This window comes from Microbacterium sp. zg-B96, from assembly GCF_030246865.1.
Taxonomy (GTDB): domain Bacteria; phylum Actinomycetota; class Actinomycetes; order Actinomycetales; family Microbacteriaceae; genus Microbacterium.
In genome coordinates this window covers 2,158,035-2,171,833 of the sequence record NZ_CP126738.1, presented here as the reverse complement: position 1 = coordinate 2,171,833, position 13,799 = coordinate 2,158,035, and the positions used below count along the sequence as shown (strand labels likewise).

Annotated in this window: 10 protein-coding genes; 3 read left to right on the top strand and 7 right to left on the bottom strand. The window is 69.5% G+C overall.

Annotated features, from left to right (window positions below; translation table 11 throughout):
• Positions 1–26: 26 nt before the first annotated feature.
• The 3 genes from chvE to mmsB all read left to right on the top strand — a co-directional run bounded on the left by chvE (position 27) and on the right by mmsB (position 4,054).
• A complete protein-coding gene (chvE, locus tag QNO11_RS10155) occupies positions 27–1,157 on the top strand; it encodes a multiple monosaccharide ABC transporter substrate-binding protein (protein WP_285169147.1) in 1,131 nt (376 codons plus the stop codon).
• A gap of 100 nt (positions 1,158–1,257) precedes the next feature.
• Positions 1,258–2,784, top strand: a complete 1,527-nt coding sequence (gene mmsA, locus QNO11_RS10150) for a multiple monosaccharide ABC transporter ATP-binding protein (protein WP_257508392.1) — start codon at positions 1,258–1,260, stop codon at positions 2,782–2,784.
• 22 nt (positions 2,785–2,806) lie between these two features.
• Positions 2,807–4,054 carry a multiple monosaccharide ABC transporter permease gene (gene mmsB, locus QNO11_RS10145; protein WP_257508393.1) on the top strand — a complete coding sequence of 416 codons (1,248 nt, stop codon included), beginning with the start codon at positions 2,807–2,809 and terminating at the stop codon, positions 4,052–4,054.
• Positions 4,055–4,119: 65 nt separating this feature from the next.
• On the opposite strand, the gene QNO11_RS10140 is transcribed toward mmsB, so the two are convergent.
• The 7 genes from QNO11_RS10140 to QNO11_RS10110 all read right to left on the bottom strand — a co-directional run bounded on the left by QNO11_RS10140 (position 4,120) and on the right by QNO11_RS10110 (position 13,727).
• Positions 4,120–5,430, bottom strand: a complete 1,311-nt coding sequence (locus QNO11_RS10140) for an O-acetylhomoserine aminocarboxypropyltransferase/cysteine synthase family protein (RefSeq protein ID WP_257508394.1) — start codon at positions 5,428–5,430, stop codon at positions 4,120–4,122.
• 185 nt (positions 5,431–5,615) lie between these two features.
• Positions 5,616–6,563 carry a quinone oxidoreductase family protein gene (locus QNO11_RS10135; RefSeq protein ID WP_257508395.1) on the bottom strand — a complete coding sequence of 316 codons (948 nt, stop codon included), beginning with the start codon at positions 6,561–6,563 and terminating at the stop codon, positions 5,616–5,618.
• 29 nt (positions 6,564–6,592) lie between these two features.
• A complete protein-coding gene (gene hrpA / locus QNO11_RS10130) occupies positions 6,593–10,555 on the bottom strand; it encodes an ATP-dependent RNA helicase HrpA (RefSeq protein ID WP_257508396.1) in 3,963 nt (1,320 codons plus the stop codon).
• Between the two features lie 136 nt (positions 10,556–10,691).
• Positions 10,692–11,318: a hypothetical protein gene (locus tag QNO11_RS10125; protein ID WP_257508397.1), complete on the bottom strand. Its 627-nt coding sequence runs from the start codon at positions 11,316–11,318 to the stop codon at positions 10,692–10,694.
• On the bottom strand, positions 11,315–11,818 hold the full coding sequence (locus QNO11_RS10120) for a hypothetical protein (RefSeq protein ID WP_257508398.1): 504 nt from the start codon (positions 11,816–11,818) through the stop codon (positions 11,315–11,317). The genes QNO11_RS10125 and QNO11_RS10120 overlap by 4 nt, the downstream gene beginning before the upstream one ends.
• On the bottom strand, positions 11,815–13,443 hold the full coding sequence (locus QNO11_RS10115) for a hypothetical protein (RefSeq protein WP_257508399.1): 1,629 nt from the start codon (positions 13,441–13,443) through the stop codon (positions 11,815–11,817). The genes QNO11_RS10120 and QNO11_RS10115 overlap by 4 nt, the downstream gene beginning before the upstream one ends.
• Complete coding sequence (locus tag QNO11_RS10110) at positions 13,440–13,727, bottom strand: hypothetical protein (RefSeq protein WP_257508400.1); 288 nt, start codon at positions 13,725–13,727, stop codon at positions 13,440–13,442. The genes QNO11_RS10115 and QNO11_RS10110 overlap by 4 nt, the downstream gene beginning before the upstream one ends.
• Positions 13,728–13,799: the final 72 nt, after the last annotated feature.

The window sequence follows — 13,799 nt, the reverse complement described above, 5'->3', positions numbered from 1 at the left end:
GTGCAGTCCACTGGAAAGGAACGACAGTGAAGAGCAAGAAGATCTTCTTCGCCGCAGCGACGTTCGCCGCAAGCGCCCTCATTCTCTCTGGATGTTCGGGCGGCGGCGGCGGCGGCGGTGACGCAGGCGGAGAAGGCGACGGCGGCCTGATCGGCGTCGCAATGCCCACCCGCAGCTCAGAGCGCTGGATCCAGGACGGCGATGCCGTGAAGGCTTCGCTCGAGGAGCAGGGTTTCGAGGTCGACCTCCAGTACGCAGAGGACGACATCCCCACCCAGGTCTCGCAGATCGAGAACATGATCACCAAGGGCGCCGAGGCGCTGATCATCGCCTCGATCGACGGCACGACGCTGTCGGAGGTGCTGCAGAACGCGGCAGACAGCGACATCCCCGTCATCGCCTACGACCGCCTCATCCGCGACACCGAGAACGTCGACTACTACGCGACGTTCGACAACTTCCTCGTCGGACAGCAGCAGGCATGGTCCGTGCTCAACGGACTGGGCCTGACCGACCTGGAAGGCAACCCGACCGACGGCGCGCCGGCCGGTCCGTTCAACGTCGAGCTGTTTGCAGGCTCCCTGGACGACAACAACGCCTTCTTCTTCTTCGAGGGTGCCATGAGCGTGTTCGAGCCGCTGATCGAGGACGGGACGCTGGTCGTCAAGTCGGGCCAGACCGACATCGAGCAGGCCGCGACGCTGCGCTGGGACGGCGAAGAAGCGCAGAGCCGCATGGAGAACCTGATCACGGCGAACTACTCCGACGGCTCGCAGGTCGACGCGGTGCTCTCGCCCTACGACGGCATCTCGCGCGGCATCATCGGCGCCCTCACCGACGCCGGCTACACGGTCGGCGAAGAGTGGCCGACCATCTCCGGCCAGGACGCCGAGGTCGACTCGGTCAAGGCGATCCTCTCCGGCGAGCAGCACGCGACGATCTTCAAGGACACGCGCGAGCTGGCGAAGGTCGCCTCGGCGATGGCCGTCGCGCTGCTGAACGGCGAGGAGCCCGAGGTCAACGACACCACGACATACGAGAACGGTGTCAAGGTTGTGCCGTCGTACCTGCTCGGCCCGGTGCCGGTCGTCGCAGACAACGTCGAGTCGGCCCTGGTCGACACCGGCTACTGGAAGGCGGAGCAGCTCGGCCTGTAAGGGTCCGACTCACCACCGACCGATTGACGACGGTGGTGGGGCACCCGCCCCACCACCGTCGTCGCCACCGATCACACACCCCTCGAGGAAGTCGGAGAACGTGACGAACAACATCCTGGAGATGCGCGGCATCACCAAGACGTTCCCTGGAGTCAAAGCGCTCGCTAACGTCAATTTCAGTGTGCAAAACGGCGAAGTGCACGCGATCTGCGGTGAGAACGGCGCGGGCAAGTCGACGCTGATGAAGGTGCTGTCGGGGGTCTATCCGCACGGCACGTACGAAGGTGAGATCATCTACGCCGGCGAAGAAGTGCAGTTCAAGAGCCTGAGCGACAGCGAGGCCAAAGGCATCGTGATCATCCATCAGGAGCTGGCGCTGAGCCCCTACCTGTCGATCGCCGAGAACATCTTCCTCAACAATGAGCGCAAGACCGGCGGCCTCATCGACTGGAACAAGACGAATTTCGAAGCCGCGACGCTGCTGGGGCGCGTGGGTCTGAAGGACAACCCGACGACCAAGATCAATCAGATCGGCGTCGGCAAGCAGCAGCTCGTCGAAATCGCCAAGGCGCTGTCGAAGGAAGTGAAACTGCTCATCCTCGACGAGCCGACCGCAGCGCTCAACGACGAGGACTCCGACCACCTGCTGGATTTGATCCTCAACCTCAAGGACGAGGGGATCACGTCGATCATCATCAGCCACAAGCTGAACGAGATCAAAAAGGTCGCCGACACCGTCACGGTGCTGCGCGACGGCAAGTCGATCGAGACGATCGCCAAGTCCGAGGTCACCGAGGACCGCATCATCCGCGACATGGTCGGCCGCGACCTCGAGCACCGGTACCCCGACCACGAGCCGCAGATCGGCGAGGAGCTGCTGCGCGTGGAGGACTGGACGGCGCACCACCCGCAGGACCCGACCCGCGTCATGGTCGACAACGTCTCGCTCACGGTGCGCGCGGGGGAGATCGTCGGCATCGCCGGGCTCATGGGCGCGGGACGCACCGAGTTCGCGATGAGCCTGTTCGGCCGCCGCTACGGCTCGCGCATCACCGGCCGCGTCTTCATGCGCGGCAAGGAGATCAAGACGCGCACCGTGGCCGAGGCGATCGACAACGGCATCGCGTATGCCACCGAGGATCGCAAGACGTACGGGCTGAACCTCATTGAGGACATCAAGCGGAACATCTCCATGGCGTCGCTGCACAAGCTGGAGAAAGCGGGCCTGGTCAACGACAACGAAGAGTTCGCCGTGGCCAACCAGTACCGCAAGAGCATGAACATCAAGGCGCCGAACGTGCTGGTCAAGACCGGGAAGCTCTCCGGCGGCAATCAGCAGAAGGTGGTGCTGTCGAAGTGGATCTACTCCGACCCCGACGTGCTCATCCTCGACGAGCCGACCCGCGGCATCGACGTCGGCGCGAAGTACGAGATCTACACGATCATCAACAAGCTCGCCGCGTCCGGTAAGGGGATCATCGTGATCTCCTCCGAACTGCCCGAGCTGCTCGGCATCGCCGACCGCGTGTATGCCCTCTCCGAGGGGCGCATCACCGGCGAGGTGCAGGCCGAGCACGCCACACCCGAATCCGTCCTCAAGCTGATGACCATGGAGAAGCCCCGCTGACGGGCTGCAGGAGACAACGATCATGTCCAACCAAACGCAGACGCCACCGACCTCGAACGAATCGCAGGCAGCAGGCGCGCTGGTGAATCCGGCCGACAACAAGTTCACCCGATGGCTGGCGACGGTGCTTTCCGACCTGGGCAAGAACGGCATCTTCATCGCGCTCATCGCGGTGGTGGTGCTGTTCACGATCCTGACCGACGGCATCCTGCTGCGCCCGCAGAACATCTCCAACCTGATCGTGCAGAACGGGTACATCCTCGTCCTTGCGATCGGCATGGTGATGGTCATCATCGCCGGTCACATCGACCTGTCGGTCGGGTCGGTGGCGGCGTTCATCGGAGCCGTCTCCGGCGTCTTCGCGGTGCACTGGCAGCTCCCGTGGTGGCTCGCGATCATCCTGTCGCTGCTGATCGGCGCGGCGGTGGGGGCATGGCAGGGATTCTGGATCGCCTACGTCGGCATCCCCGCGTTCATCGTCACCCTCGCCGGCATGCTCATCTTCCGCGGGCTCGCGCTGGTGGTCCTGGGCAACCAGAACATCGGCTCGTTCCCCACGGAGTACCGCGCTATCGGCAACGGGTTCCTCAGCGGCATCTTCGGTGAGACCGATCCCGACATCTTCACCCTCGTCGTCGGGGCCGTGGCCATCGTCGCCCTCGTCGTGCAGCAGCTGCGCACCCGCGCCGGGCGCCTGAAGTACGGCCAGGAGGTCGAGTCGGTCGTCTGGATGACGGTCAAGCTCGTCGCCGTCGCCATCGCGATCGGGTTCTTCACCTGGGCGCTGGCGTCGTACAAGGGCATCCCGGTCACCCTGATCGTGCTCGCCGTGCTCGTGCTGGTCTACGGCATCGTGATGAACCGCACCGTCTTCGGCCGCCACATCTACGCGATCGGCGGCAACCGCCACGCCGCCGAGCTGTCGGGCATCAAGACGCGTCGTGTGGACTTCTTGCTGTTCGTCAACATGGGCGTGCTCGCGGCCCTGGCCGGACTGATCTTCACCGCCCGGCTGAACCTCGCCGGCCCCAAGGCCGGTGACGGCTTCGAACTCGAAGCGATCTCGGCGGCGTTCATCGGCGGTGCCGCGGTGCAGGGCGGCGTCGGCACCATCGGCGGCGCGATCATCGGTGGCCTCATCATCGGTGTGCTCAACAACGGCATGTCGATCATGGGCATCGGCACCGAGTGGCAGCAGGTCGTGAAGGGCCTCGTTCTGTTGCTCGCCGTCGCATTCGACGTCTACAACAAGCGCCGCTCCGGCAACTGACCCGACCCGACGAAACGCGGCTCCCTGCAGGGGAGCCGCGTTTCGTCGTTCCGGCGTGCCTGGTGTCAGCGCAGCGCGTCCAGCGCCGAGGTGAGGTCCCGCACGATGTCGACGGGGTCCTCCAGACCGATCGACAGGCGGATCGTCGCCGACGAGATGCCGCCGGCAGCCAGCTGCTCGGGGCTCAGGTGACTGTGGGTCATCGAGGCAGGGTGGGCGATGAGCGTGCGGGCGTCGCCGATGTTGGCCACGAGGTGGGCGACCTGCAGTCGGTCGATGAGCGCCGCGGCGCGGTCGAAGTCGTCGTCTGCGTCGGTTCCGGGGTGCAGCTCGAAGGAGAAGACGGATGCCGCGCCTCGCGGCAGGTACCGCTTCGCGGCATCGTGCCAGGGGCTCGCCGGCAGCCCCGGGTGGTGCACGCGGGCGACGGCGGGGTGGGCGTCGAGGGCTTCGGCGACGGTCTGCGCCGACGAGCTGTGCCGGGCCATCCGCAGGTCGAGGCTCTCCAGCCCCTGCAGCAGCTGGAACGCGTTGAACGCCGACAGCGACGGGCCGAGGTCCTGCGAGTACTTCGTGCGCAGCAGCGTGAGGTAGGCCTTGGCGCCGAACTGCTCGACGAGTGCGGCACCCGGCACCCGGGCCAGGGGCGTGTTCAGCTGCGGCCAGCGCGCGGCATCCGCGGTGAAATCGAACGTGCCGAGGTCGACGACGAGACCGCCGAGGGCCGCACCGTGCCCGCCGATGAACTTCGTCGCGGAGTGCACGACGATGTCGGCGCCGTGCTCCTTGGGTCGCTGCAGGTAGGGGGTGGCGACGGTGTTGTCGATGATCAGTGGCACGCCCGCGTCGTGCGCGATGTCGGCGACGGTGCGCACGTCCAGCACCTGGGCGAGGGGATTGGCGACGGTCTCGGCGAAGAACGCGCGGGTGCTCGGGCGCACCGCGTCGCGCCAGGCCTGGGGGTCGTCCTGGTCGACGAAGGTCACCTCGATGCCCCAGTCGGCGAACGTGTCCGCCAGCAGGTAGATCGTGCCGCCGTAGAGCTGATGCGCCGCGACGATGTGCTCACCCTGCCGGGCGAGGGTCAGCAGCGCCAGCGCGACGGCGGCCTGACCGGACGAGACCGACACCGCACCGACACCGCCCTCGAGAGTCGCCACGCGCTGCTCGAGCACCGCGGCGGTGGGGTTGCCGGTGCGGCTGTAGACGTTGCCCTCGCGGCGCAGTGCGAACAGGTCGCGCGCCTCGGCGAGCGAGGCGAACTGGTAGGCGTTGGTCTGGTAGATCGGCGGCACCGACGCGTGGTGCACGGCAGCCGGGTCGTATCCGGCCTGCACCTGGGCGGTCGCGAACGAGGGACACGGAGCGTCGGGCATGGCACCATCATCCCGCCCGGTGCCGGAGCAGCCGGGTTCGTGTGTCGCATTGTTGCGGCATCCGCCGGGGCACCCGCGGCGCGCGGCCGTGATGAGCGTAGGAGATGGGGCGAAGGAAGGACGGATGCCGCGGGGAATCTCCTACCCCCGTCACATCTCCTACGCTCGCGACGTGCGCGGGCGCGTCAGGGGACGAGCGTGATCTTGCCGTCGACGCCGTCGGTCACGAGGCGGTGCGCCTGCGCGGCCTCGGACAGCGGCAGCGTGGGGCCGAGCTCCACGTCGAACGCTCCCACGGCCAGCAGCGCCAGCGCCACCGGCACCGCTTCGACCCGCCACGCCTGCTGCTGGTCGGTCAGCGGCCACGGCGCACCGCCGGAGAACGCGCGGATGCCGAGGCCTGCGGCATCCGGTCCGCGCACGATCGTCGCGATGCGCGAGCGGTCGTCGAGCAGTTCCAGCCAGGCCTGCAGCGCCTCATCGGTGCCGGCGCAGTCGAGGATCGCCGTCAGCGAGTCGCCGGCGACCTCCCGGATGCGGTCGGTGAGGCCTTCGCCGTAGGTGACCTGCGTCGCGCCGAGGGCGGAGACGCGGTCCGCGCGGCGCTCGGAGGACGTGGCGATCACGTCGGCACCGGCCATCCGGGCGAACTGGATGACCGCCTGGCCGACGCTGCCCGACCCGCCGTGCACGAGCAGCGTGTCGCCCGCGCCGATGGCGAGCGACCTGACGCACTGGTACGCGGTCCCGACCGGGATGCCCAGCGCGGCGCCGGCGGCGGCGGAGACGGCTGCCGGCCGGGCGAAGACCTTGTCGACCGCCGCGACGACCTCGTCGGCGTAGCAGCCTTGGACGCCGGAGAGTACCACCGGGTCGCCGGGGCGGAACCCGTCGACGTCGTCGCCGACCGCGGTGACGATGCCCGCGGCATCCATACCCAGGCGGCGGGGCTTGTCGGTGCTCGGCGGTGCCGATGCCCGCAGCCCGGCGCGCAGCTTCGCGTCGATGGGGTTGACCCCGGCGGCCTGGATGCGCACCGCAACCTGACCGGGGCCGGGCTGCGGGTCCGGGACCTCGATCTCGTGCAGGACCTCGGGCTCACCGAACTCGGTGTAGACGATCGCGCGGGACATCGCGGCCTCTCTTCCTTAGGCGGACGTGCCTATCCTCGCAGAGCCTTCCCAATCCGCTGCGGCGACACCGACTCGGCGGTGCCCAGCCGCTGCGCGAACAGGCTCACGCGGTACTCCTCCAGCAGCCACCGCGCATGCGCGAGGTTCGCCGGAGCGTCTTCGGCCAACGGAATCGTGCCGCCGGCTTCGGCGTACAGGGCCGCCATCCGCTCGTAGTCGGTGAGGCGCTGCCGGTCGCGACCCGGGTTGTCCGACAGCTGCGTGACCCGCTCGAGCGCGCCGGCCAGATACCGCGGCAGGTGCGCGAGCCGGGCGACGCCGATGCGGGAGACGAAACCGGGGAACACCAGGCCGGACAGCTGCGCCTTGACGTCGCCGAGCGCGGCGAGCAGGGTCATCGAGTTCTGGCCGCGCACCGCCTTTTCGACGTCACGCGCCGCCGTCAGGATGCGGGCGGTCAGCGCCACGGTCTGGAACAGCTCGTCCACGACGGTGCGGGAGAACTCCTCGCGCACGCGGGCGAACTCCGCCGCGGTGCGGACGACCGCGCCGGGAAGCGTGCGATCGAGAACCGCGTCCGCGACGGCGACGCGCGCGTCTTCGATGAGGGCTTTCGCCGACGGATAGGGGGATGCCGCGAGGGCGAGCTTCTCGTGGGCGGTGAGGTGCTCGAGCACGTAGGGAGCGGGCGAGGGCACCGTCAGCAGCAACAGCCGGCGCACTCCCGCGCGGGTGAGGCGCTCCGCGCGCTCCGGGGTGGCCTGGATGCGCAGCGCGACCGTCGCGCCCTCGTCCACGAGCGCGGGGTAGCCGCGGACGACACCGCCGGCGACCCGCGTGTCGACCAGGGCGGGCAGATCGCCGATCGTCCAGTCCGTCAGTCCCGTCTGCTCGGCGATGCCGGCGCTCGGCCCGCTCGTCGTAGGCGGGGCCGGGGCAGCGCCGGGACCCGGTGCGGGCGCGCCGGCACGCGGGCCGCGCGGGGCGGCGAGCGACTTGGTGACCGCACCGCGGGCGCGGTCGGCCAGACGCTCCTGGAGTGCGCGCAGATCCCGGTCGGATGCCACGGCGCGGCCGCGCTCGTCGACGGCGCGGAACGACATCCACAGGTGACCTGGCACCCGCTCCAGGTCGAAGTCCGCCGCCGTCACCGGCTGGTTCGCGACCCGTTGCACGCGGGCGGCCAGCGCTTCGCGCAGCGGCCGCGGGGGGAGGCCGTCGTGGGATTCGGGGCCTTCGCCGGCGAGTTCGTCGGCGAAGCGGGCCGCCCAGTCAGCCGCCGGTACGACAGAGCGGCGGATCGCCTTCGGGAGGGCCCGCAGGAGTCCCGTGATGAGCTCGCCGCGCAGCCCCGGCACCTGCCAGTCGAAGCCGTCCGGCTTCAGCTGGGCCAGCAGCGCCAGCGGCACCACGACGCTCACGCCGTCGTCGGGGGCGCCCGGTTCGAACCGGTACGCCAGCGACAGCACCTGGTCGCCCTGCTGCCACCGCATCGGGAAGTCCCGCTCGTCGGCGCGCGAGGCATCGTCGACGAGGTCGGCCTCGGTCAGGTCCAGCAGGCGGGGCTTGTGCGCAGAGGCATCCCGCCACCAGGTCTCGAACGAACGCACGTCGAACACGTCCTGCGGGATGCGGGAGGCGTAAAACGCGTACACCGCCTCGTCGCCGGCGAGGATGTCGCGGCGACGCTCGCGCTCCTCGATCTTCTCCAGCCGGCGGCGCAACTCGAGGTTGCGCCGTTCGAACGCGGTCAGCCGCTTGTCGAGGTGGGCGACGTTCCATTCGCCCTCCACCAGCGCGTGGCGGATGAACATCTCCCGCGCGAGCGGCCGGTCGATGCGGGCCAGCTGCACGCGGCGGCGGGGGACGATCTCGAGCCCGAACAGCGTCACCTTCTCGGCGGCGACGGCCGCCCCGGCATCCTTGGACCAATGCGGGTCGCTGAGGGTGCGGTGCGCGAGGTCGCCGGCGAGCTCTTCGGCCCACTCCGGGTCGACCTTGGCGACGGTGCGGGCGTACAGCCGCGACGTCTCGACGAGTTCGGCGGCCATGACGGCGTCGGGGGAGGCCTTGCGCAGCCCCGACCCGGGGAAGATCGCGAAGCGGGCGCCGCGGGAGCCGCGGTACTCCGCGCGCGGGCGGCCCTTGGGCGCCTTCACGCCCTTCGCCACCGCCGCGGCGGGCTGGCTACGGGTGTCGAGGATGCCCAGATGCGACAGCAGCCCGGCGAGGATCGCGCGGTGCACCCGGTCGGGGTCGGCGGCGGCGCCCTCGACCGGCTTGGGCGCGTTCGTGAGCGAGCGCAGCTGCCGGTGCACGTCGAACCACTCCCGCACCCGCACGTAGTTGAGGTACTCGGAGCGGCACAGCCGCCGGAACGCGCTGGAGCCGAGCTCGGCCTGCTGCTCGCGCAGATGGTTCCACAGATTCAGGAGGGTGAGGAAGTCGCTGGTGGGGTCGGTGAACCGGGCGTGCAGACGGTCGGCCTCCTCGCGGCGCTCCTCCGGCCGCTCCCGCACGTCCTGGATCGACAGCCCCGCCACGATCGCCAGCACGTCGGGGGCGACCTCCAGCCGCCGCGCCTCGATGAGCATGCGCGCGAAGCGGGGGTCGATCGGCAGCCGGGCGATCTCGCGGCCGATGTCGGTGAGCTTCCAGCCCTTGCCGGCGTCGGCGGCCTTGCGTGCGGCTGGGCCGGAGCCGCCGGCAGTACGTACCGCACCGAGTTCCACGAGCAGGTCGAACGCGGCCTTCACGCCGCGGGAATCCGGCGGAGTGAGGAACGGGAACTCGGTGATGTCGCCGAAGCCCAGCGCCAGCATCTGCAGGATGACCGATGCGAGCGAGGTGCGCAGGATCTCGGGTTCGGTGAACTCCGGGCGCGCGGTGAAGTCCTCCTCGGAGTACAGCCGGATCGCGATGCCGTCCGAGGTGCGGCCGGCGCGGCCGGCGCGCTGCTGCGCCGAGGCCTGCGAGACCGCCTCGATCGGCAGCCGCTGGATCTTCGAGCGGGCGCTGTAGCGCGAGATGCGGGCGGTGCCGGTGTCGATGACGTAGCGGATGCCGGGGACGGTGAGGCTCGTCTCGGCGACGTTGGTCGCGAGGATCACGCGGCGCCGGACGCCCGCCACGGTGGACCGCTCGAACACCCGGTGCTGCTCGGCCGACGACAACCGCCCGTACAGCGGGAGCACCTCGGTGGGCGCGGCATCCTTCGCATACATGCCGCGGACGGCATCCATCGCGTCGCGGATCTCCGCCTCGCCGGGGAGGAACACCAGCACGTCGCCGGCGGGTTCCCGGTCCAGTTCCCGCAGCGCGCCGAGCAGCGCGTCGACGTCATCGGCGCCCTCCGCCGGCGCCGCGGCCGGGTCGGCATCCGCCACTCGTGCCCGGTACCGGATATCCACCGGGTAGGTGCGCCCGGAGACCTCGATGATCGGCGCGGGGGTGCCGTCGGCGGCCGCGAAGTGCTTCGCGAAGCTCTCCGGGTCGATCGTGGCCGAGGTGACGATGACCTTCAGATCGGGGCGGCGCGGCAGGATGCGCCGGAGGTACCCGATCAGGAAGTCGACATTCAGTGACCGCTCGTGGGCCTCGTCGATGATGATCGTGTCGTAGCGGCTCAGTAGCTTGTCGCGGTGGATCTCGTTGAGCAGGATGCCGTCGGTGACCAGGGCCACGCGGGTGTCGGCGGAGACGGCGTCGGTGAAGCGCACCTTGTAGCCGACCGTCGTGCCCAGCGGCACCTGCATCTCCTCGGCGACGCGCTCGGCGATGGTGCGGGCGGCGATGCGGCGGGGCTGGGTGTGCGCGATGCGGGTGCGGCCGAGCTCGAGACAGATCTTCGGCAGCTGGGTCGTCTTGCCCGAACCGGTCGCCCCGGCGACGATCACGACCTGGTTGCCGGCGATCGCGCGCGCGATCTCGTCCCGCGCGGCGCTGACGGGCAGCTCGGGCGGGTAGGCGATGACAGGTTCTGGTGCGGACACAGCCCTCCATCGTATGCCCGCCGGAGTCTCTCCCCAGAACAGGAGGACTCACCGCTGCAGGACGTTTCAGCGAGGATCGTCCTGTGTCGGTGATTCCTCCTGTTGCGGGAAGGCGCGGCGGGAGGTGGATGCCGCGTCAGGCGTCCTGGAAGGCGGACGCGGAGACGATGGCGTCGAAGTACGACAGCAGCGTGTTCGGGATCTCGCCGAGGGGGCTGGAGAGCACCACCGTGAGCAGCCGCTTGGAGCCGGGGATGGGGTACCAGTACTGGGCGACGAGGCGGCGCTGCGTGTACTGCTCGCCGTCCTCGATCTGCACAGTCTCCTGCACCGTGTGCACGCGGACGACCTCGGAATCCCGGCACTGCCGCCGCACCAGGGTCTCGGCGGCTGCGGCGTCGATGAGCGGGAAGCTGCGCTCGAGCGTCGCGAGAACGGCGTCGGGGGCGGTGCCCACCGTCGGGCTCATCCGCATCCGCTCGTCCTCGAACACGGTGAGCGTTGCCGACATCGGCTCGCCGGGGCCGAGTTCGGTCTGGATCATGAGCAGCTGGGCCTCGGCATCCGCCGCGGCCGTCGCCGCGGCGGTCAGTTCGTCGCGCAGCCGCGCCCGCGCGCTCGCGCGGTCGTCGGCGCGTCCCAGCACACCGCGCGCGATCTGCTTGGTCGAGTCGGCGATGGCCTCGGGGGAGGACAGTTCGATGCGCCACCAGGTCCCGATCATCCGGAACACCAGTCGCGGATCGGTGGCGACAGCGGTCACCGGCTGCCGCCGATCGCGGCCGCGTCGGGACCGACGAGCTCCAGGGCGGAATCGGTCAAGCGGTGGTCCACACCGTCGGGCAGCCCCGTGGCCGCCGCCGACAGGTCCAGGCTCCGCGACTGGTCATCGGCCGCCCAGGCCAGAAGGGTCAGGTAGTCGACATCGGAGGTGGCGTTCTGAAGCGCCGCGACGGCGATGTTCACGACCGTGTCGGTGCTGACCGGCTCGTCGCCGGAGAGCACGACGGCGACGGTCATCACGCGCGCAAGACCCGATTGGTCCACCTGGACGGTCGGGACGTCGGTGATGCGCGGGTCGGATGCGGCTACGGCGCTGCGGACGGTGACGGGGCTCATCGTGGTCTCTTCCTGATCGGTCGTCGAGTCGCTGTGGGGGCCGGATCCGGGTGCGACGGCGCAGCCGCCGAGCGCGCCAGTCAGGGCGAGCGCGAGGGCGACCGTCGCGCCGCGCGCCGCCTGCCGGGTGCGGTGTCGGATCACTCGGACCACCCGTAGTAGTTCTGCTCGAAGCCGTACGTGTTCTCGTCTCCGGCGAAGAACCTGTCGAGCTCGTCGACGGTGCCGTCGGGCACCTGGTCGACCTGGTCGAGCAGGGTCTGGTGGTACGCCTCGGCGTTGTGGATGCCGTGAACCCCCAGGTGCGCATCGGGCGAGTCGGTCTCGATGGTGGTCCAGTTCGGCTCGTTCTGCGAGTAGCCGTCGGTGCCGACGGTGATGATCGAGTCGAGAATCGTCACGGGGTCGCCGTTGTGCTGCACGGAGACGACCGACACGGATGAGGGGATCGGCATGTGGTCGATGGGGGCGCCGGCTGCGACGACCGCGGTCCAGTTGTAGTCGTTGTTGTACGCGGCGAGGGAGCCGGCCATGATGCCGCCCTGGCTGAAGCCGATGAGCATGACCGGGTCGTCGGCGCCGACGCCGGCCTGCTGCATGGCCTCCAGCACGGCGCGTTCGTATTGCGAGCGCAGCGCGGGGGTGAGCATGAGGGCGAGGTTGCTGTCGAGGTCGTGCACGCCGCCCTGATCGCCATTGAGGCGGGAGAGCCATTCCTGCGTGCTGGGCAGGGCAACCCGCCAGCGGACGGTGCCATCGGCATCAACGACCTTCGTGACGCCGATGACGGTCTCGTCCACGCTGACCAGGTCGCCGTTATCGTCGAAGGTCTTGCCCAGGGTGTCCACGCGACCGGCGTCGGACACCGCGCCGGCCAGACCGCTGGGGTAGCCGTATGTCGACCCGCGTTCGCTCTCGGTCAGTTCGTGCTTGCCGACGGCCGGCGTCGGTTTGAGGATGTCCGACAGCACGCTGCCCAGCAGGAAGCCTGCCAGCAGCACGGTGACGGCCATCGCGATCATGGGACCGATGACCGGGATCAGCGCCAGCAGCGAATACACCAGCAGCAGGATGATCGCCACGCCCAGCAGGGCGATGACGGTGGCCATGAGCCGCTGTAGTTCCTTGTAGACGTCGGCGAGGAAATCGCCGACCCACTTCCCGATGTCGCCGAGGAAGTCGCCGATGTCGTCGAAGAACTCCCCGACCTTGTCCCAGAAGCCCTCGTTGGTGGCATCGATGGCGGTGTTGATCTTGTCGATCGCGGTCTGGGCGGCCTGCTCCATGGCGGCGCGCGCCGCTTCGATCTCGGCGCGGGCGTCCTCGGCGGCGGCATCCATCCGGCCTGCGCGCGCGCGCACCGAAGCCACCTCGCGCTCCGCCGCGCTGATATTGCCCGCCGGCGCGTCGGCCTCTTCGTACTGGGTCAACCGCCGCTCGGCCAGCAGCAGATCGAATTCGGCGCCGGCGGCACTGCTGGCGTACTTGGCTGCGTCGATCTCGGCGTCATCGGCGCGGTCGTGAGCGGTCTTGAGCGATACGGCGTACTCGCTCAGCGCGCTGGCGGTGCCGTAGTAGCGCTCGTGCACCCGGTCGAGGTCGCGCGCGACCTGTGAGCTGCGTTCGCGGATGCCCTCGAGGGAGCGTGCCGTGCTCTCGTAGGCGAGTCCCCGCAGCTCGTCGGCGGCGGCCGAAATGCGTGAGGCGGATCTGACGTACGCGTCGGCGTAGTCGGCCAGTGCGGCGGGGTTTCCGGGGAGGACGCTCACTTCTTTCCCTCCGTCGCTGCGGCCAGGTCGGTGTCGAGGTCGGTGAAGGTGTCGACCACCGCGCCGAGGTAGTCGGCGACGAGGCGCAGGTTGTCCTGCAGTTCGCCGCGGGCGATGTCCCACTTCTCGCCGAAATCGCGCACCTTGCCGGCGAGGCCGTCGTGGCCGGTCGCGGCGGCGGCGTCTTCGGCGATGCGCTCGGCGCTGCCGAAGTCGCTCGCCACACGGTAGGCGGTGCTTGCGCTGCGGCGCAGCTCGTCGAAATCGAGCTTGAGATCGGGCATCAATGTCATCCTTCGTCGGATACGACGAAGCGGGGCCGGCCGTAGTGGACCGGCCCCGCTTCGAGGGTCGAG